A 22,795-nucleotide genomic window follows, 5' to 3' on the forward strand; every position below is an offset into this window, starting at 1 on the left:
AGCAGCAAAAATATCTAAATAATTCGTTTTAAGGGCGTTCCCGGTAAAAGTCTGTTTGGTTTATTCTAAAATAAGCGAAGCGGCTTCACGTGTTAAAGCTAATATGAAGGAGGATGTTGGTAAGTTGCTGGGGGAGTGATTGGTGGATTTGGAATTGTGATAAAAAGAGCGGCTTCCTGAACGCGGGCAACAAGGCGGGAGCCTCATATCTTTGTTGAAGACAATAAAACAGGACTAAGGCAGCATTTTGAATGGAGCCTATCTTGCTGCAGCTGAAAACGCTTGCTGTAGCTGGGGTAATCTACACTTACAGCTTAATAACATACAAATTTTCGTAATTTTACAGAGAGATGGACGAATTAAAGAAAAAAATAAAAAAGTTAGCTGAAACTTATTCCACCAACCTTAAAGAACGGATCGAAGGTAGAAAGGAAGAAATGAAAAGTGATGACAACTCACATTATCTAATTTATAGGGTTTTAGGAATAACTACAGAAGAGGGGAAGCTTATTGATATATATCAGAATACAGGCCGTTTTCTTTATAAATATGCTGGATCTTTTTTGGAAGAAGCAGCAACTTTATGTTTTAACTATAAGTTTCCTGAAGGTATTAAAAGTAAAGTTCAAAACACTTTAGGGCGACGTCCCCAAACATTTGAAATAGACTTTCTTAATAACAATGATGCATTAGAGGTCAAATGGCGTGATGCCACGACAGATGGCGATCACATTACCAAAGAACACACCAGAGTTCAAGTAATAAAAGGACATGGTTATAAGCCGATCAGAGTTATGTTTTACTATCCACAGCGAGAGCAAGCCATTAGAATCCAACAAACCTTAAAAACTTTATATGCGGGTGTTGATGGAGAATATTATGGCGGAGAAGAAGCATGGGATTATTTAAAGAACTACACAGGCGTTGACTTAAAGACTATCCTGACTGAAATTGCGCACGAAAGCGTACCGGTTGTGAGCAATGAATTGAGCCATGTAGTCTCTGAAATTAAGAAAAATGAATTAGATGGAGATAAATAGCATCATTCACGGAAATTGCGTTGATAAACTCAAAGATATAGAGACTAGCAAAGTTGATCTAGTTTACTTTGATCCGCCGTTTTTTACCCAAAAAAAGCACTCATTGTCGAATCGGGACAATTCTAAATTGTATGAGTTTTTGGATAAATATGAATCATTAGAGGAGTATTTATACCTAATTGAAAGCACGTTGAAAGAATGTAAAAGAGTGTTGAAAAACACAGGTAGTGTCTTTCTACATTGTGACAAAAATGCATCACATTACATTAGAATAGTTTTAGATAAAGTGTTTGGAAAGAGTAACTTTCAAAGTGAAATTGTCTGGGCTTACAAGCGTTGGTCAAATGCCAAAAAAGGACTTTTAAACTCCCATCAAATTATATTTTTTTATTCTAAAACTGAAGACTTTAAATTCAACACGCTATATACCAATTATTCATTAACAACAAACCTTGATCAGATTTTGCAAGATCGAGAAAAAGATGAAAATGGTAAATCTATTTACAAAAAAAATGAAACCGGCGGTGTCGTAATTGGAAAAGAAAAAAGAGGAGTTCCTTTAAGTGATGTTTGGGGAATCCCATATTTAAATCCAAAAGCAAAAGAGAGAACTGGATATCCTACGCAAAAGCCGGTTTTATTATTACAGCAAATTATAAATATCGTTACAGATGAAGGAGATTTAGTTTTGGATCCATTTTGTGGAAGTGGGACTACGTGTGTGGCTGCAAAATCACTAAAACGGAATTTTGTTGGAATTGACGTTTCAGTGGACGCGATTAACCTAAGTAAATCTCGTTTAGAAGAAATGGTAATTTCTGAATCTAACTTGCTGAATAAAGGAGTAAACGAGTATTTAGAAAAAACAAATAAAGAATTATCCATTCTTCAAAACCTAAATGCTTTTCCTGTGCAAAGAAATTCGGGGATAGACGGGTTTTTAAGAGATTATTGCGATGGTATGCCGGTTCCCGTTAAAATCCAAAATGAACATGAGACACTTGAAGACGCCATTGAAAAACTGGAAAAAGCTTCAATTGGAAAAAATTATTCAATTAAAATTGTAATTCAGACCCGAGAAACGGGACTAAGCCGACTTTTTGGTTTTGAAACGGATATAAAAATAATACAATCACTCGAACTTCAAGCAAAAAGCATAGCGAGAACGTTACAAAGTCCCTCTAAAATAAGTGTTTAGGTAATTCATAACTTAAACAATGCGAACTTATGTCTTGGGTCACGATGAAAGACAACTTATTGTTGTCCGAACCCGCCACACCAGCGCGTAAGGCCTATGGTTTTATAAGCAAAATATCTAAATAAAAATGCCGCATCGAAGACTATGTAGCAAGCGGCATCTTTTTCATTTTGGCACGGGGCATGAGTATGCCTTTACGCTTTTATACGATGCTGCATACTTATATCGTTTCTGATACTCGAGTCTTTGGAAATAACTTTTACCTTCAATACTTGAATGTTACCGAATTATTTCAACTACGCAAATAGGTTGCGCATTAAATAGTTTTCTTTGTAGAGTAAAAAATGATGGAAATGGATGAAATGACATTAAAGTTGGATAGCCTGATTGAAGAGCTGGCTACATATGAGGGAAAGTATGTAAATCTAAGCGCCGAGATAATTAGTGCTGATAACCAAAATATGTATACAATGGATCTGTTATCAACAGCAATCGCAAATAGGGCGATCCAGCTAGTCAATGGATTTTGTCTTTTAGTTAGGGACGATAACTACCTGTGTGCAATTCCATTGATTAGATTACAATTGGATAATGCGTTACGGTTCTACGCTTTTTTTCTTGTTAAAAGCAGGGATAATTTATTTAGTCATTTTAGTGACGGAAAACCTATCAATAAATATAGGGATAGTAAGAATAACTTTCTGACAGATAATTACCTGGCAACAAATCTCGACAAATTGTTCAAAGGCGTATTGGACACTTACAAAAATACCTCTAGCCATATCCATTTAAGCGACCAACATTTATTGGCGACACGGTTACTTCGTACTGATAAGTCAAAACCGATGAGAATAGGTGTTGGCCCCAAAATAGATGCATTTTCTGTAGAACTCAAAATAAATTTCGCTTCGACAATGAATGAAGTTAGTAGGCTTGTGCTGATTATTTTGAATCAATGGAAACTTGAAAAGGAGGGCAAATCCTGATATTATACCGTAATTTCAAAAATAGCTTGAAGTGCTGTTTAAGATGTTTAGATCTTACTCTAACCTTAACGCGGCTCACGAGATAAAAGCCTTACGGCAGCGAAAAACGCTTGCGGTTGCGGGGAAATTCCACCCAATTCAAAATAACCCTTACCAGATTCAAATCGGCATATCTTAACAAGGGCTTAAAACGTTTACTTTGGTCTATACAAATCAAAGAGCAATGCGCAGTGTAGTTATAATCTTGTTTTTCTGCTTTTTAAAACTCTGCTGTTACGCGCAAAAGCCGGTAATGTATTTGGATAGCGTAAATCCGGTTATTCAGCACGATAGTCACGGCGATTCCATTCGTAAGTATTTTTCCAGTACAATTGTTAACTACAGTAATTCTCCTTCAAAGAAGAAAAACGTAGTGATTACAGCATTTTATTCTAATAAACTGGCGGTGAACTATCGGCAGGCTTTACAAAAGATCCCGCGGTTAAAAGAATTCGGCAACCCCGGATCGCAGTTTTATGTACAATTTATTGACGGCTACGCCGGTAAATATGCGATCCCTGTTTTCGATTCATCCGGAATAATCATTACGGCTAATGGCATTAATCCGCAAAACGTTAACGAATATCAATTCAGGGTTATTGAGAATAAGCGGAAAGTAGTATTGCCCTGGACAACGCCGAAGTTATTTTGCAAGGCCTATTTGATGACTAAAATTGCTGATCCTAATAAAATAGATGAGTTTTCGGCTTACATAGGCCAATTTAAAGAAACATATGGTAACGCGCTTACTTTTCAAATTCGCAAGATCAGTATGCCTGATAGTATTGAAACTTCAATATCAGCGTATTGGGTAAAATGGCAGCCAAGGGTTGTCGGGGTGTTCACGTTTTCCCAGCTCCCCGAATTCTTAAATATCTTTAAAAAGCAATGGACGAGTCCAATCGAAGATCCCAATCAAAGCGACTGGAGTAAGGATATTGCTTTGCTGAAACTAAAAAAAGACTTTCGATACAATGAAAATGACCTCATCTTTTATTTAGATGATATCATTAAATCAAAAAGGATTATTGAATACAATCTTGTAAACGGAAAAGATAGTACGGGTTGGACGGTCAATGATTTCGATTTTAATTTGGTTTGGCTCAAAAATCTGTCTCCGGGGAAATATCAGCTAAAAATACGTTATAGCGTACAGCGCAATAATATATGTACCTATGCATTTACTGTAAAAGCTGCATGGTATCAAACTTTATGGGCTAAGGCTGCTTTAAGTTTGCTTGGTGCATTGGCTGGCGGTTTTCTTTTATTGCTATGGAGATCAAGAAAGCAAGCGGAAAAGCTAAAGGAACAAAGTACTTTAAAGCAATTGGTGCAAACCGAGCTCAAATCTATCCGGTCGCAGTTTAATCCGCATTTTGTATTTAATGCGCTTAGCTCCATACAAGGGCTTATTACTAAAAACGACTCGCAAAATGCGTCGAAATATTTAATTGAGTTCAGCAATTTAATGCGCGATTCATTAAAAGCCAGTGATAAAGAATTTGTAAGTATTTCTACCGAAATAAAGATCCTGGAGAACTACTTAACGCTTGAAAAGCTGCGTTTTGGGTTTGATTATCACATTAAAGTAAGCGAACAGATAGATGCCAGTGCATTTGAAATACCGGGCTTGTTTTTACAACCCCTGGTAGAGAATGCGGTAAAGCATGGCATATCGGCCCTGCAGGAAAACGGGCAACTGACCGTAACGTTTGAGAAGTTGAATAACGATATGGTAGTCAGCGTAAACGATAATGGCAAAGGGTTCAACGAAAATGAAAGCGCCAACGGATTTGGCCTTCAGCTTACAAAGGAGCGGATAAAGCTATTGAACCAAACACTTAACGGGCAGCAAATAGAATTTTCAGTAAAAAGGACGGATAATAAAACACAAGTTATTATCCATTTTAAAAATTGGCTTATATGATACGAGCGATAATTATTGATGACGAAAAAAACAATATTGAAAATATTGTGCGCTTACTAAAAAAGCATGAACTACCTGTAACTATTGTAGGCTCGGCCACTAATGCCGATGACGGGATCAGCTTAATTACAGCAAGCAATCCAGACCTGTTGTTTTTAGATATCCAAATGCCGGATAAGAATGGCTTTGAAGTACTTAAAGCCTTGCCGCATCACCAGTTTGAGGTGGTTTTTGTTACCGCGTTTGACCAATATGGCATACAAGCCGTTAAGTTTTCGGCTATAGATTACCTGTTGAAACCAATAGATCCCGAAGAGTTAAAAGCATCCGTTAATAAGGTAGAGGCAAAGCTTAATAAAAAGAAGGCAAACCTTCAGCTTGAAAATTTGATGGCGTTTATTAAGGATACGGATGCAAAAAAGGAACACAAGCTGGCCCTGGCTTCAACTAAGGAGATCAGGTTTGTGCATACCGGCGATATCATCCGTTGCGAATCGTCAAATACTTATACCCAGTTCTTTTTATCCGATGGAAAAAATATCATGGTATCAAAACCCATTTTTGAATACGAAGAATTATTAAGCAGCTATGACTTTATCCGGTGCCATCAATCGCATTTGGTCAATAAAAAGTTTATCAAAAGTTTGCTCAAGGAAGATTCTGGCTACCTGTTAATGGACGATAATACCCGCATCCCCATCTCCAGGAATAAAAAGGAAAATGTAATGAAGGCTCTGCATACCATAAAAAAATAAAAAACCATATCATGAAAAATCTATTATTGATCGCACTAATGTGCTGCTGCAATTATTTAAATGCGCAAAATTCACCTCTGGTTGCTATTGAGGATAAAAAAATGGACGCCTATCTTGCCGGCCGTAAGCCCGCAACACTTACTATCGAAATAAAAAATCTCCCTGATAGCGTTAAAAAAGTGAATATTAAATATACCCTTGTACAATTTGGCGGAAGCCTCCAGGTTACTAAATATGCCGAAACAAATGCCGCCGGCCTGGCCAAAATAATCCTTGATCAGAATTTACCATACCAGCAGGTATGGCTAAGCGCCGGCGATTACTTGTACGCCGGGATCTATGTTAATACCGGGCTTATTGTTACCGTTGACGCGCACAAAGTACCCAAAGACGGCGCTTATATGATAGGCGAGGGGGTAAGCTATTCTGGCAACGACGGCGAATTTAATACCGTAATGAATAAAAAGTCACTTTTTAGAAAAAACGAAAGGGAAGGTTTGTTTAATGATCTCCGTGCTTTGTGTAATTCGAGAAGGAAATATGCCGTGGATGCCTTCACCTTTAAAACCGATTCCATTTTGAAATTGGTGAAAAATATCGATAACGAATTTATCGCCGGTTTCCCTAATTATGGCTGGGCCGTTAGCAATGAAACTTTGTCTGATTTTTACGGAAATATTTGCACGGCCTATTGGAATGATATCATGCCCACCCAGGTTTTTAATGAAATAAACGCACACCATCCCTTATTTACAAGTAACGACGGCGGTTTGTTTTACAGGTACTTAGGGATCTATAGTTTGAGCAAAGGACGTTTTAAAAACGAAGAAAAACTTAGCGGTGCTATAAAAGTGTTCGACAGTTTATATACGCAGCAGCGATCTGACTTGTTGAAATTATACCTATTGGAAACGGAAAAAGATAGTTACGCCCGGCCATACCCGGTAATCATCAATAGTATTAAAACAAGCTGGTGCAAGAAAATTGCGATAAATGAATTGACTAAAGTGAACGCAAACCAAAAAAGGATAGACAGCGTTTTTGCGCTATCAAAAAAATTAGAAGACGCAAATATTGGCACCCCGTTAATGAAGTTACCGTTTGATGCCAGCTTATATAAATTAGATACGGTAGCAAACATTGATAACTTTATACTGAGCCTAAGGTCAAAATTTCCCAATAAGGCACTCATTATCGATTTTTGGGCCACCTGGTGTGCCCCTTGCATAGCCGATATGCCCTACAGCAAAAGCTTGCATGAGAAAAATAAGGACCTGCCTATTGAATATATTTACCTGTGTACCAGCAGTGGTTCGAGTATGGATTTATGGAAAAATAGGATAGGGGACCTGCAAATTCCGGGTACGCATATTTTTGTGAACGATAAAATTATATCCAGGTTGAAGACGGCTTTCAATTCAGAGGGAGGATTTCCAACTTACGTGGTTATAGATATTAACGGTAAAGTAAATCAAAAAAAGATCACGTTCATGGGCGCTTTAGACAGGGACAGTGTGAAAAAAACTGTGGGACTTTAGCGGGAGAATATTTATTGGATACGTTAAGAACGCCCTCTACAAGCCTGTTCCACAAGAAAATTTTTCAGAAAGTGCAATTTTTAAACGGTGATTATTAGCTGTTCACCGATGCGTAAAATTAAGTAGTTGATAATGAGCGTGTTTCATAGCGTTCCGGGTGTTCCATGTGAAAAAATGGAACACCAAATTTGAATCAGGCAGAAATTAAACATGCACACCTTAAGCAGGTCGGTTCCAAATGCAAGCTTTTTAAGAAAGAGAAAAAAATAGGTATTTTATCATGCCTGATTATCGGTCTTTATCATTGACTAAAAGTGAAGTATCTGATAGTGAGAATGTTTCACAGTGTTCCGGGTGTTCCATGTAAAAAAATGGAACACCAAATTTAAACCCGGAAGAAATTAAGTAGGTTGTTACCAAAAACAATGGCTTAGGCGGGGAACGCTCATTAGCTCATTAATCAACTATTAATTTTTCAATAGGTAATTTGTAAAATATTATATCCGCGTCATCCTGTTTTATTTAGAAAATTTTAGTTTAGTCGGCTAATTCCCGCTTAGACGAGCAATTGCATTGAATCTTAAATAAACAGTGCTAAAAGTCAAGTCTTTGTATATAGTTGATAAAAAAAAGAAGATTTTTTTGAATAAGTGATAGTTTATTTCTTCTAATAATAAAACATATTCAATAAACTAATAGCTTTACGTAAAAAAATGTAATTTAGGGCATTCATCCCATATGTTTTATGACGTCATACGCACATCTTCCTGACAAAGAAGTACTACAGCAGATGGTTGATGGTGATGATATAGCGTTTACAGAAATTTATAACAGGTACTGGAAAAAACTTATACTTTTAGCGTATAGTCGTACTAAAGACAAGTTCCTGGCGGAAGAGATTATTCAGGAAGTGTTTTTAAGTCTTTGGAACAGGAAAGAGAGCCTCGTTATAGAATCGCTGCCGGGGTATTTGGCAACTGCTATAAAATTTTCTGTATTCAAACATGTTCATAATTCAAATCGCAGATCTAAAATCATTAAAAACCTTTACAGTACGCAGTCAGCTGACCTGCCTGAAGATATTGTACATGCCAAATTTTTACAGGAATATATTGAAGGCATAGTTGAACAGTTACCAGATAAATGCCGTATGGTTTATCTCTATAGCCGAAAGCAAGGGTTGACTAATCCCGAAATCTGCCTGGAGATGGGGATCAGTGAAAAAACAGTTGAGGCCCATTTAACTAAAGCGCTTAAGGTTCTCCGCCTTAACTTAAAAGAGTTTCTGATCTTGATTTTAATTGCAAAGCATTTTTAGGTTTTTTCCGGTTTGTCCTGCTATCCAGCTGCCGCAGTGCCTCGCATAAATTTACACTACCCCAGAAGTCGAAAGTTTTGATATTAAATGCCTTTGCCCTGGCCCACCAATTTTAATAGTTTAACGTCAATAACGTATTTATTGATCTATTGCGCCTTTCACTGTTTTATTGACCGTAAAATAATTTAACTTTTTAATTTTTTGACTAAGGGTTAATGTAAAGTTAATGTACTCCCTTGTAATAAACGATATGGAAAAAAGCTATTTAAAGCATTTAATAAATAAATACATCAGCGGTACCGCGACCGAGGAGGAAAGAAATGAACTGCTTGCCTGGTACAGAACAGAAGAAGAGGAGTTCATCTCACCTTATGAAAATATTGAAGAAGAAGAATACGCCAAAGAAAAAATGCATAATGTGCTTTTGCAACAGATTAATAAACAAAAAGATACAACTAATAAGCTGCGTTATGTTAAAATAGCTGCGGCTGCAGCAGTTTTGATCGGCGCCTTCTTTTTTCTGTATAGGTACCTGCCAACACAGCATCCTGAAGCTGCTGCGATAGTTTTCAGCACAGTAACAACACAACGGGGCGAACGAAAAATAATAAAACTTACAGACGGATCCGTTATTTATTTAAATGCAGGCAGTTTTGTAAGGCTGCCATCAGCCTTCAACGGACCGCTAAGAGAAATTTATTTTGAGGGAGAAGCCTTTTTCGAGATTGCTAAGGATAAAAACCACCCATTTATAGTACACACCGGAAAAACCAGAACAAGGGTTTTGGGTACATCATTCAATATCACCGCACGTAACAACCAGCCAGAGATTACCGTAGCCCTCATTACCGGAAAGGTGGCATTTACCGACGGTAAAGAAAAATCAGACCTTTTACCTGGGCATCTGGTGGCTTACAATAAGCGAACCGGTAAATTGAAATTAAAGACGATCTCCAATATTGAAGCCGTAACTAATCGGCATAATGGTGATTATGAATACAATAACGTTAAGGTGGCGGCAATTGTTGAAGATTTAAACATAAACTTCAATGCTAACATCACAGTGGCGGGCGCAGTTAAGAACTGTGATTTCTTTGGCCGTATTAAACAAGGGGAAAGCGTAGAATCTTTTCTTAAAAAACTGGCAACTATTGAAAATGCCAAAATTATAAAATCTGGAACCGGGTATCTAATTAAGGGAGGAGGATGCAATTGATATAAATATACTACTATTCTAACAGTCTAACAGCCAGGCCCCTAAAGGCCATGGCTGACGACCCAAAATGCAATGCAACACAGCTAAACTTCTCAGGTTTGGACGCCAGAAGTTTTCGCAGATTTATTAACATTTTATGAAGTGAATATATGAAAAATTATGTTCCCCGCAAATGGGGAAGCAAGTTTAGGCTTTTTATGAAATTGAGTACAGTGCTATTGATTTTTTTAGGAAGTACCAGCTTAACGCTGGCAGCAGCTTCGGCTACTGGCCAGCCAATCCTATCAAAAGAAGTTACTGTAAGTTTTAAGAATAATTATATAAGTTCTGCATTGGAGAAAATCTCCGAAGTTTCGGGTGTAAAGTTTACCTATAATGGGATAGTTGCCAATAGCAGGATTAAGGTATCGGCTTCGGTAGCTAATAAAAAACTCAGTGAGGTATTAAATATCACATTAAAAAACACGCCATATGGATACGAAGTATTAGATGGCGAGATTTATATAAAAGTATTACCGCCAAAGCCAATAGTTGAAACGCCGCCTCTACAACGTATTTTAACAGGAAAAGTAACGGATGAAAAGGGTATAGGTTTACCCGGCGTTACTGTAAAAATAAAAGGAACGCAACGCGGTGGAATTACTGATGTTAACGGTAATTACCAAATCCAGGTTAATGATAAAACTGAAATACTTGTTTTTAGCTATGTAGGCTACATAATGCAGGAGAAAGTGGCCGGTGATGATGACGTAATTAATATCAGCCTGGTTCCAAATCCTGAAGGTTCGCTCAAGGAAGTGGCCATTGTAGCTTATGGTAATCAGCGAAAAATTAGTTTGGTAGGCGCACAGTCAACAGTTGACGTTGGAGAATTAGCCCAACCCGTTGCTTCTATCAGCACCCTTTTGGCAGGCCGCATCTCCGGTGTAATTGGTGTGCAACGTTCCGGCGAGCCGGGCGGCGATGGCTCAAACGTATGGATTCGGGGACTCGCTACTTTTGCCGGTAATAACACGGCCCCTTTGATCATGGTAGATGGTGTTCCCAGGTCAATGGACAACCTGGACCCGCTGGATATTCAATCTTTTACTATATTAAAGGATGCCTCGGCTACTGCGGTATATGGTGTAAAGGGAGCAAATGGGGTTATATTGATCCAGACTAAAAGAGGGAAAGCCGGTAAACCAAATATTAACGGCGATTATTACGAAGGGCTTCAATCTTTTACCCGCATTCCGCAAATGGCTGATGGGGTAACCTACATGAATATGGTAAACGAAGCGAATACTACCCGTGGCCAGGCGCCGGTATACTCCGCGGCCACCATAAACAATACAATCAACCAGGTAGATCCCTTGCTTTATCCAAATGTAAATTGGATAAAATCAGTATTCAGGGACTATGCACCAACCCGGCGTGCCCATTTTACCGTTAGCGGTGGTGTGCCAAGTGCACGTTACTATGTTTCTTCAGGCTATCAGTATACAGCCGGATTACTCAAGACAAGTAATAACCAGGGATACGATATTGATGACGACTACGGGCGTTACAATTTTACCAGTAATCTTAATTTGGAAGTAACCAAGACAACAAAAATTGACCTGGGCATACAGGGAAATGTTGGAAAAGGCACATCCCCGTCAATAGCGCCGTCGGATATCTTTAACCAGGCCATGATCCTCCCGCCGGTGACGTTCCCTATAATGTATCCCGGAGGTTTTGTACCGGGGCGCAGCGCCAACGGCGACCAGCGTAATCCCTATGCAGATCTTACCACAAGAGGTTATAATTCAGGCTATAGTTATGCGCTGCAAACAAATATCAGGCTCACACAGGACCTGAGCTTTTGGCTGCCCGGATTGAACTTTTCGACCATGTATTCTTACGATGCCGCAAATACCACGTATATAACCCGTACAAAAAGGGAAAATACCTATATTTTAGATTCAACGCACCCATATAACACGGATGGTTCGCTGAATTTGGACCAAACTTACACCGGCACAGGCAACTTTTTAAGCTTTGGCAGTGGTAGCAGCGGACATTACAGCACTTATACTGAAACATCGTTAAATTATGATCACGCCTTTGGAAAAAGCCATATAGGAGCTTTGCTTTTATATACGCAGGATGATCTCTCCAATTACCCGGTAGCAGATATTACGTCGTCCATACCTTACCGTCACCGCGGTGTAGCTACAAGGGAAACCTATTCTTTTGAAGATAAATATTTCGCTGAATTTAACGCGGGTTATAACGGATCTGAAAACTTTGCCCCGCAAAACAGGTATGGTTTTTTCCCTGCCTTTGGCGTCGGCTGGCTGATATCGTCTGAAAGCTTTTTTGCCCCGTTAAAAAATGCTGTTTCTTTCCTTAAACTTCGTTATACTAACGGCCTGGTGGGCAGCAGCGATGATGGTAACCGGTTCGGGTACCTCACATTTGTATCGGCAAATCATGCAGGCTATACTTATGGATTAAACCGCAGTGGCGTTAGTGGGATCAACGTTGATCAATACGGTACCGATGTAACCTGGTCCAGATCGCATAAACAGGATCTGGGTATCGACCTGAAGTTATTTAATGATAAACTATCGCTTACCGCAGACGTTTTTACCGAACATCGCACAGGTGTACTTATTCAAAGGGCCAGTGTACCTGCTTTTGCCGGTATAGCCACCCAGCCTTTTGCAAACGTAGGAATAGTGGATAACAAGGGCTTTGACGCCACTGTGGAAGATCAGTTAAAATTTGGTGAGTTTACGCTTAATATTCGCGGTACAGTAACCTATAATAAAAATAAGGTTATCCAAAACGATCAGCCGACCCCTCCTTATCCGTGGATGGATCAGAGAGGGCAGCCTGTGCTTGCACAATTTGGTTATATCGCAGAAGGACTTTTCACCAGCCAGGCTGAAATAGATAAAAGTGCCGTCCCCGGAGATAAAAGTATTGTTAAGCCCGGCGACATCAAATATAAAGATTTGAATAATGATGGTGTTATAAACGCTTATGATGCCACTAAGATAAGCAACGGTGATGTGCCGGCCCTTGAATACGGGTTAACATTAAATGCCGCTTATAAAAGTTTTGATATAGGCGTAGCATTTCTCGGAACCGGCCGTGCTGACCGTTATGTTTCAGGTACAGCAATACAGCCGTTTTCAAATAACCAGGGGGTAAGTAATGCTTATGCAAATATTACAGATCGCTGGACCCCTGAAAATCCAAGCCAGAATGTATTTTACCCACGCCTTGCATATGGCGATGCTGCCAATGCTAACAACACCCAAACCAGCACCTGGTGGGTTAAGGATGTGAGCTTCATAAGATTGAAGACACTGGATTTTGGCTATACTTTCCCTAAAGCTTTATTTAATAAGCTGGGTGTAAAAGGGGCCAGGGTTTATGTAATGGGATACAACCTGCTAACGTTCAGCAAATTTAAGCTGTGGGATCCTGAGCTAAATACCGGGAACGGAACAAGCTACCCTAATGTTAAAACTTTGACAATGGGTGTAAGCGCACAGTTTTAATCACAGAATCTGATAACATATTATTTAGAATTAGAATCATGAAAAGAATTAAGATATTATCACTCATTTTTATTATGATGGCCGCGAGTTTGTCATGTAAAAAGGGTTTCCTTGACCAGGTGCCAAATGATAAGCTCACCCTTGATGAAACCTTTAACAATAGCGGAACCGCCTTGCAGTTTTTGGCAAATGTTTACTCTGCTATACCCGATGAGGCGAGCCAGCGGTTTGCACCCTCCAGCAATGCCGGGCAATGGACCGGGGGCTGTGACGAGGCAGAATATGATTGGGGCTTTGTAACCAGTCAGAATATTAACAACGGATCTTATGATGCATCAAGCAGCCTTACCGGCGCATTCTGGAGCTCTTATTACCAGGGTATCCGGTCGGCTACTATTTTTATTGCAAATGTCGATAAAGTGCCCGATATGTCTGCTCATTTAAAATTGCAGTATAAGGCAGAAGCCAGGGCCTTACGTGCAATATATTATTTCTATATGATGCGCATTTACGGCCCGGTTGTGTTGCTTGGCGAACAGGTGATCTCGCCGGATGTAAAGTCAGGCGGTATTACAATGGCCCGCAGCACATTTGATGCATGTGTAGACTATGTTACAAGCGAACTTGATGCCGCAGCTGCAATCCTTCCGGCTACACCATCCAGCACTAATAATTACGGCAGGATCACCAGTGGTTTTGCCCTTGCCATGAAATCAGAAGCATTATTATACAGTGCAAGCCCATTGTTTAACGGCAACACAGATTATAGTTCTTTGATAAATAAGGATGGCACGCATTTGATCAATCAAACATATGATAAAACTAAGTGGCAAAAAGCCGCTGATGCGGCAAAGGCGTTTATCACACAGTTTGTGCCCACCAATTATTCCCTTTTTAGAGAAAATGATCCGGCAACAGGTACTTTTAGCGCATATCTTTCTTGCAGGGATGTGATGCTGACTGACTGGAACCCGGAAATTATTTATGCCAACATAGGGGCGGGGGTTACCAACAGGCAGTATGAAACCACGCCTTACCACCAGGGGTTTGCTGACGAAGTAAGGGGCTCAGGCGGACTTGGTGCAACACAAAACATGGTGGACGCCTTTTTTATGGCCAATGGTCGTTCAATAACAGATCCGGCTTCCGGTTATGTGGCCAGCGGTTTTTCTAATTTTACAGCACCAAACGCCGATTTTCCTTTAAGCACTTACAACCAATGGGTAGGAAGAGAGCCCCGTTTTTATGTAGATATTACCTACAATAACAGCGAGTGGCTAAATAAAAACTCGGGAGAATTTATCACACAGACTTTCTATAACGGTAACTCGGGCAGGGCTGCAGGGGGTAATGATTACAGCCAAACAGGCTATATCGTCCGCAAAAACGAACCCACCGGTGACTGGCGACAAGGCGGTCGCTCATGGGTAATGCTAAGGCTTGCGGAAATTTACCTGAACTATGCAGAGGCACTGAATGAAAGTAACCCAGGCGATCCGGACATTCTTATATATCTAAACCTTATCAGAAACCGCGCGGGAATACCTGAGTATGGAAAGGGTATTCCTGCCCCTGCGGGCCAGAGTGATATGCGTGCAGCTATCATGCATGAAAGGCAGGTAGAGCTTGCTTTTGAAAACAACAGGTTCTTCGATGTAAGGCGTTGGAAAATTGGCGAGCAAACACAGGCCGGTCCTATGTATGGCTTAAATATTAACGCCGATCCGAATGACTTTTACAAGGTTGTTACTTTCGAAAACCGGGTTTTTACAAAGAAGTCTTACCTCTATCCAATTCCACAATCTGATATTAACTCTGATTCACAACTGGTACAAAATACAGGCTGGTAATCCAAAATCGATTTTTTGTTGATAGTTAATTAGTAAAGCGGGGAAGCTCAGGCTTCTCCCTTTATAGCTATCGACTTATTAACTTATTAATTAATATTTAAAAGATAATGAGATCATTAACGGTTTTAATAACTGCCGGCGGCTTGCTGACAGGCCTATGCCTTGCAGGATGTAAAAAATCCGTACGCAAAACGAACTCAATCACTACCACCAGCACATCTACTGGTTCCGTAGTAGTAAGTATGCCGCCGGCAACCTGGCAGGAGCACTGGTTTGCACATAATAAATTATTATCACGTGTTTATTACAACGCCAACCTTGCGCTTTATTTTGATAGCGGGATGGATACGGCGGTGGTATGGCCAAGAAAGCAGCTTTCCGACGCTTGGGTATATATCAAGAAAACGTACGGTGCTTTCGGCGACTCTACCAGGCTATATGTTGTTATGCACGGCATCCCGCCGAATGCCGATCCTATTGAAAATGGGTATGGCGGTGGCCATCCATCCCCTTATTATGATGCCAGCCATGATTATCGCAATACGATTGATTGCGGTTTAGGTGTAGTGGAATGGACAACACCAACAGGTGACCCGATCAGGGAGCCGGTGCATGAGATGGGTCATATTGTTGCCAGTGCTTCATATGGGGCCGTTCATGACGTTTCGAGCAGTATTTGGGGCGACAGTAAATTCGCTGAGATTTTTATGTATGACGTTTTGATGAACATTGGGCGCCAGGACGAAGCAGCAGCGATTTACCAGCAACTGAGTACAGTGCAGGCAACAGATCCTGATTACAACATTAACTATCCAGGGGTTGCTTATCCCGGTGCCGATTTTTTCATGAACTGGTTCTATCCTATTTATAGTAAGTATGGCAAAGGAGCTGTACTGGCCAGGTACTTTAATGAACTGGCAACCAATCTGCCGCATGACAGGAGCGATGGTTTGAACCTGGGGGAATTTGTCCATTTTTTCAGCGGCGCGGCCGGTGTTAATCTCAGCGCCCAGGCAAAAATCGCCTTTGGAGATTATTGGAATACTACTGCGTTGCAGCAGCTAAAAGAAGCACAAGAAGATTATCCAAAAGTAAAATATAACTATTAATAAAATGAAATATCCTTTAATGATGTTCGTCATCGCCATGGCATTGTTTACCGGTTGTGTAAATGCCCATAGTTCAACTTTATCAACTTATACGTTTGATAGGGATTCTGTAACCAGAGGACCGTATACGCTCGTGTTTATCAACAGAGACACAGTTTTTGCCCATACAGGCGCCCTTGTTAAAAAAAGCATGATAGCTGCTTTTTTTAAAGTATACCCTGCTGAAGCAGCTATGTTTAATGCAAACACACCCAAACATGTGGTGTTTTTGATAGATCCAAACTACCAGGGTGTAGCCGCTACGTTTACAAGCAATGTTGAAAATACCCGTGTCGATACCGTGCATTTCAACCCGGGCTGGATGCTGAAAATGCCTACCGATATTGATGTGGTTACCCACGAGGTGATGCACATAGTTCAGGGATACGGTTACAGCGCAGGCCCGTGGTGGTTAACAGAAGGCATAGCCGATTATGCGCGGTACAAATTTGGCGTAGACAATTCAGGAGCAGGCTGGAGCATGCCCGATTATAAAGCGGGTCAAAGCTATACTAACAGCTACCGCATCAGCGCAAGGTTTTTGGTATGGATAGAAGAAAAAAAGACCGCCCATGTGGTGCAAAAACTGGATGCCGAGCTCCGCGCACATACCTTCAATGATGCTACCTGGAAAAAATTGACAGGAGAATCAGTTGACGAATTATGGAACGATTATGCTGCTAACCCGGCTATTTGATGCAAAATAACAGAAATTAATCTTCAATTCAGGATAAGCCTGACACAACTATGAAAGTCAAAATATTACTATTAGCCATACTGCTGCCACTGTTTTCAGCAGCGCAATCAAGCTTTAAAATTTCCGGTAAAATCGGGACAATCGGAAAACCTGCTATGGTATATCTTGATTACCAGGACGCCGGCACCGGCATGGGGCGTGAAGATTCCTCAGCAGTGGTGAATGGAAACTTCGTTTTTTCGGGTAGTTTAAGTGATATTGCCACTGCCAGAATGGTAATGGCACACCATGGACAGGGAAAAAACGGCGCTATTTTTAAAGGCACCGCCGATGCGATTTATATTTATTTCGGGAGTGAACAAATAACGATCACCTCAGCGGATTCATTGAGTAATGCGGTGTTCAGCGGGTCGAAGGTATATAACGAATACCAGGCTTACAATAAAGCTATTGGGGGGTATTTTATCGACCTGATAAAAGCTGCCAACGCGGCATTTGCCCGCGGTACACCGGAACAGCAAAAAGATACCGCCTACATTAGCGCGCAGCGAAAAGCGTATAACCATGTTTGGGCAACACGTGCAGAAAACCAGCTGGCTTATGCCAAAGCGCATCCCAACTCGTTTTTTAGCCTGGTTGCCTTATCCGAATCAGCTTCTTACCGATTAGATACCCTACGCATGGTTCCGGTTTATGAGGCGCTGAATGCCAAGCTTAAATCTACTGATCTCGGCCTAAAAACCGAGCAGCGTTTACGTTCAGCCACCATTACATCGGCAGGCAACGTGGCGCCGTTATTTACGCAGAACGATGCCGGCGGAAAGCCGGTGTCATTAGCGAGTTTAAAAGGGAAAGTAGTATTACTGGATTTTTGGGCCAGCTGGTGTGAACCCTGCCGTGCGGAAAGCCCTAACCTTAAAAAGGAATATGAACTGTACAAAAGCAAGGGTTTCGAAATTATTTCCGTATCTGTCGACAATGTAAAAAGCAGGTGGCTGGGAGCAATCAAGGAGGATCAATTGCCCTGGCTCCAGGTATCTGACTTGAAGGGCTGGAATAACGCCGTAGCAAGACTGTATGGAATTACCGGCGTGCCCGCATTCTTTCTGCTAGACAGGCAGGGGCGTATCATAGATAGGGACCTCCGCGGTGAAGCACTGAACAAAAAGCTGGCGGAAATTTTTAATTAAACTTATACTATTCGATGAAAAAAATACTGACACTATTCTTTGTATTTGCCGGCGATATGCCATTTAAAAAATTGGCGATTGTACTGCTTATGGCAGTTACTCCTTTCCTGTTGAAAGCACAGGCTAAACCCGATGAGTCTGTAAAACCCCTCGCACAGTTGCAACAGGACTTTGTAGACCTGCGTTTTGGGATGTTCATTCACTTTAACATTCCTACCTACGCCAACCAGGACTGGCCCGACCCGGAGATGCCGGCGTCGGTATTTAATCCCACAAAATTAAACTGCGACCAATGGGCAAAAGCTGCAAAATCGGCTAATATGAGCTATGGTTGCATTACTACCAAACACCATAGCGGTTTTTGTGTATGGGATACCAAAACGACTAATTATAATGTGATGAACAGCCCGCTGAAGCGTGATGTAGTTAAAGAATTTGCCGATGCTTTCAGAGCTAACGGGCTAAAGGTTTTTCTTTATTACTCCATTTTAGATACGCATCATAAACTCAGGCCAAATCGCATAACGCCCGATCATATTAAAATGATCAAAGCCCAGCTCACAGAATTGCTGACCAAGTATGGCCCTATACAAGCGTTGATTATTGACGGATGGGATGCGCCCTGGTCAAGGATCTCGTATGATGATGTGCCATTTGAGGAAATATACAGGCTGGTGAAATCATTACAGCCGAACTGCCTGCTAATGGATTTGAACGGCGCCAAATATCCTGCCGAGGCTTTGTATTATTCAGACATTAAAACCTATGAAATGGGTGCCGGTCAGCGCGCACCAAAAAATGGGATTCATCTTCCGGCATTGGCCTGCCTGCCATTACAGCAAAACTGGTTCTGGGAGACCAGCCATCCAACTACGCCTGTTAAGGATCCTGTAAAAATAGTTAACGAGGATATTATCCCCTTGAATAATATCAATTGTAATTTTATTTTAAATGTGGCCCCCAACCGCGACGGCCTGATGGACGATAACGCACTGGAAGCTCTGAAGAAAATAGGCGCCCTGTGGCACAACGACGGGACAAAAGCTAAGCTGCCATTGGCAATGGATGCTCCTATTATTTCAACAAACATTGCAAAAAGGCAGCCCGCCAACGCAAGCTGGAGTGATGATTATGCCATTATGGATTTTGCCAATGACGATGATTTTGGGTCATCATGGGTGTCAAATTCCAGCGTTAAATCGCCATGGTACGAAATTGAATTTAAACAAGACAAGGAATTCAATACGATAGTAATTGCCGAAGAAAACCCCAATATCAAAACATACAGTCTGGAATACTGTGAAAATGGCAGCTGGAAACCGCTGTTTTCGGGTGAAAACGGGAAAAAGATTAAGATCAATCGATTTAATAAGGTTTTGGGAAATAAAGTAAGGATCAACATACTTACTTATGACCATCAGCCATCCATTGCTGAATTTGAAGTATACAATGAGCGCAGATAGTTATTAGGATGAAAAATAAATTGCTGATTATTTTCCTGCTTTGTTTTTCTTTTAAAAGCTACGGTCAAAAGCCGGGCGGTAAGAAAGATTTTCAACAGGGGCTTTTCAACGCCATTGAGACAGCTTACCCGGCGAGCGTACGGATGTGGGGATTTGATACGGTTTCAAAACAACAAATGAGCGGCCAGTTTAGCGGTGTGGTTGTCACTGCAGATGGCTACATCCTTACTGCAGCGCATGTTACAATACCTGGTAAAACATATCAAGTGATGTTTCCCAATGGCAGGGAGGCTATAGCTGTCGCACTCGGAAAAATAGAACTCGCTGCTGATAAAACTATTCCCGATGTTGCAATGATGAAGATTGTAGCTGTAGGGCCCTGGCCTTTTACACCCATGGGTAATTCGCTAACATTGAAAAAATCAGACCCCTGTATAAGCATAGCGTATCCTGAAAGCCTTGCGCGGAACAAACCTTCAGTAAGATATGGTCAAATCTCCAATGTGAAAAATGAACGCGGCTTTATACAGTCATCTTGTATCATGGAACCCGGCGATTCCGGAGGACCTCTTTTTGATTTGAATGGCAATGTCATCGGGATCCACAGTGCTATAGAAGTTCCGGAAGCATCAAATTATGAGATCCCTATTGAACTTTACCAAAAATACTGGGCGGCGTTAGAGTCTGCCACTGTTTACACTTCTTTGCCTGATTCTTCAGAAGGGATAGGTTTCGTTCGAGAGCGCGCCATTGAACCTCATGTACTCGGATTAAACGCTGCAGATGGAAAATTGAAGAAATATTGTTTGCCTATTGAAAGCAGGGGAGATGGTAAACTGCTACGGTCGGTCGGTACTTTATTTTCTTCGGCGGGATTACAGGTTAAGCTTATTAATCATAGCGTATTTGTAATAAGTAAAAGTTCATTGATAGGTGCGGATTCCATTTTTGCAATCACCAAAAAAGGAAAAATAAGTTTAAAGGTGGCAAACCGCGACATTCAAAATGACCTGGTATTACTGATTCCTGCGGGTGAAATTTCTGGTGGAGTGCCATTAAGGGCGGTAAATATTGTTGCGGAAACCAGGATCGTGCCGGGCAGGCTGCTGATATCACCATTACCCGATTCTACGAATGTTTTCAGCATTGTAAGTACAGAAGTTTTTAATTCACCGAAAATAATGAGTGCCGGTTTTCTGGGCGCCGCTATCGCCTACAATACGTCTCCTATGGTAATCACCGTTATTCAACCCAACTCACCCGCCAGCGCGCAGGATCTGAAGGTTGGCGACAGGATTTTGAGTATTAATGGAGTGCCGATGAACCGCCCTGAAAATTATGCCGAACAACTGCAAAAATATTGGCCGGGTGACACCATCGCCCTAGCCACAGAAAGAGCTTCTCAGCTATCAGTGAAAAAAATTGTATTGTCATCAATGTTAGAACAAAAAGTAAATCACCCGGCAGCCTTCTTCAAGGGAGGGAAAAGCGGCAGAATGGATGGCTTTGAACATGTTTTCTCCCATGATGCTGTACTTACTCCCCAACAGATTGGCGGGCCGGTATTTGATATAGATGGGAATTTCTGCGGGATAAATATTGCCCGTTACAGCAGGGCGGTCAGTTTGGTGCTCCCGGCTGAAACTATTTATTCATTTTTTAAACGGGAGGTGCTTGAATAAAATAATCACATGGAATTTATTCCCTCGTTTTGGCCTGAAAACAATCCTTTTATTGACACTAACTAAGGGTAATGGCAGCAGAAAGGTACTGTGTCATGGCAGCATTTATAGTTAAATAACTGGTTAGCTGATGCTAATGGGTTATAATTAATAAAAGATAACGGAAATAATAAAATCATTAAAATAACTAAACATGAAAAAAAATCTTACTAAGCTTTCAGCACTTGTCGCGCTTGCCTTTTTGGCCGGGTCATGCAAAAAAAATGATAGTTATAATAACGGCACTGTACAGACGTCCGTCGAACTGCCTTTGGCTGCTTATGCCGGACCGGCAGCTTATGACAGCGGAGGCTTTATTTATGGCATAACTGATAGTATCAGCGCAACGCCGCAGCCTTTGAGTACCCTGATCTACATTTCTGCAGATAAACCACTTTCGAAGTCGGTAACGGTTACGTTGGCGGTAGATAACGCGGCAATAACGCGGGTAAACGCCGCTCACAAGGCGCTTTACTTATCAGACAGTACAGCTGCTGTACAAACTGCATCCACACTACCTGATCCCGCAGATCCGAAATATACTATTTATATAGCGTTGCCTGCAAATGCTTATGCCGCCCAGGGCACAACCGTAACTATCCCCGCCGGGCAGCTCAGGGCTAATTATACAGTTAACATTATTTCGGCTAATTTAACATATGGGGCATCCTATATGCTGCCAATATCTATCACTGATGCAGGGGGACAGAAGATCAGCTACTATAAATCAGTTTATTATACGGTAGGGCTAAAAAGTGCTTATGAGGGTGATTATACAGCAAACGGATCTATATCGTTTCCAAACCCGGCATCGAACCGTTCATGGGTTAACCGTGATAAGCCATTAACTACAGTAAGTGGTAATACTGTTCATGCAGAAGCTGCAGATTTGGGTGGAAGCAACTATTTTATGAACCTTACTGTTAATGCAGATAATACTGTTACGGTACAATCTGCACCGGGCGCAGCAAATCAAACCATCCAGAATAACGGGCAATGTACCTATGATCCATCTTCTAAAACATTTACATTGAATTACAAATATGTTGGAGGAACAGGAGACCGCCATATTGCTGAAACGATACACAGAAATAACTAATACATTAAGCCGCCTCATTCACATGGGGCGGCTTTGTAATGATAAGCACAGTAAATATTAAAAGTTATCATCGG

At 41.0% G+C, this 22,795-nt stretch carries 16 protein-coding genes; all 16 read left to right on the forward strand.

Annotation, left to right across the window (positions count from 1 at the left end; all coding sequences use genetic code 11):
- Window positions 1-350: 350 nt before the first annotated feature.
- On the forward strand, window positions 351-1,040 hold the full coding sequence (locus KXD93_RS20885) for an ApaLI family restriction endonuclease (RefSeq protein ID WP_258139293.1): 690 nt from the start codon (window positions 351-353) through the stop codon (window positions 1,038-1,040).
- Entirely contained in the window at window positions 1,027-2,238 is a 1,212-nt protein-coding gene (locus tag KXD93_RS20890) for a DNA-methyltransferase (RefSeq protein ID WP_258139294.1), read from the forward strand. Before KXD93_RS20885 ends, KXD93_RS20890 begins: the two co-directional genes overlap by 14 nt.
- Window positions 2,239-2,582: 344 nt before the next feature.
- Window positions 2,583-3,224 (forward strand): hypothetical protein, encoded by a 642-nt coding sequence (locus tag KXD93_RS20895; RefSeq protein WP_258139295.1) that lies wholly within the window; start codon window positions 2,583-2,585, stop codon window positions 3,222-3,224.
- Between the two features lie 223 nt (window positions 3,225-3,447).
- On the forward strand, window positions 3,448-5,190 hold the full coding sequence (locus KXD93_RS20900; protein ID WP_258139296.1) for a sensor histidine kinase: 1,743 nt from the start codon (window positions 3,448-3,450) through the stop codon (window positions 5,188-5,190).
- On the forward strand, window positions 5,187-5,945 hold the full coding sequence (locus KXD93_RS20905) for a LytR/AlgR family response regulator transcription factor (protein ID WP_258139297.1): 759 nt from the start codon (window positions 5,187-5,189) through the stop codon (window positions 5,943-5,945). The genes KXD93_RS20900 and KXD93_RS20905 overlap by 4 nt, the downstream gene beginning before the upstream one ends.
- An 11-nt stretch (window positions 5,946-5,956) precedes the next feature.
- Window positions 5,957-7,483: a TlpA family protein disulfide reductase gene (locus KXD93_RS20910; RefSeq protein WP_258139298.1), complete on the forward strand. Its 1,527-nt coding sequence runs from the start codon at window positions 5,957-5,959 to the stop codon at window positions 7,481-7,483.
- Between the two features lie 745 nt (window positions 7,484-8,228).
- Window positions 8,229-8,801 (forward strand): RNA polymerase sigma-70 factor, encoded by a 573-nt coding sequence (locus KXD93_RS20915; RefSeq protein WP_258139299.1) that lies wholly within the window; start codon window positions 8,229-8,231, stop codon window positions 8,799-8,801.
- Between the two features lie 250 nt (window positions 8,802-9,051).
- Window positions 9,052-10,017, forward strand: a complete 966-nt coding sequence (locus KXD93_RS20920; protein WP_258139300.1) for a FecR family protein — start codon at window positions 9,052-9,054, stop codon at window positions 10,015-10,017.
- Window positions 10,018-10,214: 197 nt separating this feature from the next.
- Window positions 10,215-13,553, forward strand: coding sequence for a SusC/RagA family TonB-linked outer membrane protein (locus tag KXD93_RS20925; protein WP_258139301.1), 3,339 nt, complete (start codon window positions 10,215-10,217; stop codon window positions 13,551-13,553).
- Between the two features lie 38 nt (window positions 13,554-13,591).
- Window positions 13,592-15,403: a RagB/SusD family nutrient uptake outer membrane protein gene (locus tag KXD93_RS20930; RefSeq protein ID WP_258139302.1), complete on the forward strand. Its 1,812-nt coding sequence runs from the start codon at window positions 13,592-13,594 to the stop codon at window positions 15,401-15,403.
- A gap of 107 nt (window positions 15,404-15,510) precedes the next feature.
- Window positions 15,511-16,512: a hypothetical protein gene (locus KXD93_RS20935; RefSeq protein ID WP_258139303.1), complete on the forward strand. Its 1,002-nt coding sequence runs from the start codon at window positions 15,511-15,513 to the stop codon at window positions 16,510-16,512.
- Window positions 16,513-16,516: 4 nt separating this feature from the next.
- Window positions 16,517-17,248: a basic secretory protein-like protein gene (locus KXD93_RS20940; protein WP_258139304.1), complete on the forward strand. Its 732-nt coding sequence runs from the start codon at window positions 16,517-16,519 to the stop codon at window positions 17,246-17,248.
- A 50-nt stretch (window positions 17,249-17,298) separates the two neighbouring features.
- The gene (locus KXD93_RS20945) at window positions 17,299-18,438 is read left to right on the forward strand and encodes a TlpA disulfide reductase family protein (protein WP_258139305.1); all 1,140 of its coding nucleotides are present in this window, start codon (window positions 17,299-17,301) and stop codon (window positions 18,436-18,438) included.
- Between the two features lie 14 nt (window positions 18,439-18,452).
- On the forward strand, window positions 18,453-19,901 hold the full coding sequence (locus KXD93_RS20950) for an alpha-L-fucosidase (RefSeq protein WP_258139306.1): 1,449 nt from the start codon (window positions 18,453-18,455) through the stop codon (window positions 19,899-19,901).
- 8 nt (window positions 19,902-19,909) lie between these two features.
- Window positions 19,910-21,583 (forward strand): trypsin-like peptidase domain-containing protein, encoded by a 1,674-nt coding sequence (locus tag KXD93_RS20955; RefSeq protein ID WP_258139307.1) that lies wholly within the window; start codon window positions 19,910-19,912, stop codon window positions 21,581-21,583.
- Between the two features lie 193 nt (window positions 21,584-21,776).
- Complete coding sequence (locus tag KXD93_RS20960) at window positions 21,777-22,721, forward strand: BT_3044 domain-containing protein (protein ID WP_258139308.1); 945 nt, start codon at window positions 21,777-21,779, stop codon at window positions 22,719-22,721.
- Window positions 22,722-22,795: the final 74 nt, after the last annotated feature.

Origin of the sequence: Mucilaginibacter phenanthrenivorans (genome assembly GCF_024721155.1) — a bacterium.
GTDB lineage: Bacteria > Bacteroidota > Bacteroidia > Sphingobacteriales > Sphingobacteriaceae > Mucilaginibacter > Mucilaginibacter phenanthrenivorans.

What these genes read in the sequence shown, in the direction of transcription:
- KXD93_RS20885 (WP_258139293.1), top strand. Translation starts at nt 351, where the DNA reads ATGGACGAATTAAAGAAAAAAATAAAAAAGTTAGCTGAAACTTATTCC.
- KXD93_RS20890 (WP_258139294.1), top strand. Translation starts at nt 1,027, where the DNA reads ATGGAGATAAATAGCATCATTCACGGAAATTGCGTTGATAAACTCAAA.
- KXD93_RS20895 (WP_258139295.1), top strand. Translation starts at nt 2,583, where the DNA reads ATGATGGAAATGGATGAAATGACATTAAAGTTGGATAGCCTGATTGAA.
- KXD93_RS20900 (WP_258139296.1), top strand. Translation starts at nt 3,448, where the DNA reads ATGCGCAGTGTAGTTATAATCTTGTTTTTCTGCTTTTTAAAACTCTGC.
- KXD93_RS20905 (WP_258139297.1), top strand. Translation starts at nt 5,187, where the DNA reads ATGATACGAGCGATAATTATTGATGACGAAAAAAACAATATTGAAAAT.
- KXD93_RS20910 (WP_258139298.1), top strand. Translation starts at nt 5,957, where the DNA reads ATGAAAAATCTATTATTGATCGCACTAATGTGCTGCTGCAATTATTTA.
- KXD93_RS20915 (WP_258139299.1), top strand. Translation starts at nt 8,229, where the DNA reads ATGACGTCATACGCACATCTTCCTGACAAAGAAGTACTACAGCAGATG.
- KXD93_RS20920 (WP_258139300.1), top strand. Translation starts at nt 9,052, where the DNA reads ATGGAAAAAAGCTATTTAAAGCATTTAATAAATAAATACATCAGCGGT.
- KXD93_RS20925 (WP_258139301.1), top strand. Translation starts at nt 10,215, where the DNA reads ATGAAATTGAGTACAGTGCTATTGATTTTTTTAGGAAGTACCAGCTTA.
- KXD93_RS20930 (WP_258139302.1), top strand. Translation starts at nt 13,592, where the DNA reads ATGAAAAGAATTAAGATATTATCACTCATTTTTATTATGATGGCCGCG.
- KXD93_RS20935 (WP_258139303.1), top strand. Translation starts at nt 15,511, where the DNA reads ATGAGATCATTAACGGTTTTAATAACTGCCGGCGGCTTGCTGACAGGC.
- KXD93_RS20940 (WP_258139304.1), top strand. Translation starts at nt 16,517, where the DNA reads ATGAAATATCCTTTAATGATGTTCGTCATCGCCATGGCATTGTTTACC.
- KXD93_RS20945 (WP_258139305.1), top strand. Translation starts at nt 17,299, where the DNA reads ATGAAAGTCAAAATATTACTATTAGCCATACTGCTGCCACTGTTTTCA.
- KXD93_RS20950 (WP_258139306.1), top strand. Translation starts at nt 18,453, where the DNA reads ATGAAAAAAATACTGACACTATTCTTTGTATTTGCCGGCGATATGCCA.
- KXD93_RS20955 (WP_258139307.1), top strand. Translation starts at nt 19,910, where the DNA reads ATGAAAAATAAATTGCTGATTATTTTCCTGCTTTGTTTTTCTTTTAAA.
- KXD93_RS20960 (WP_258139308.1), top strand. Translation starts at nt 21,777, where the DNA reads ATGAAAAAAAATCTTACTAAGCTTTCAGCACTTGTCGCGCTTGCCTTT.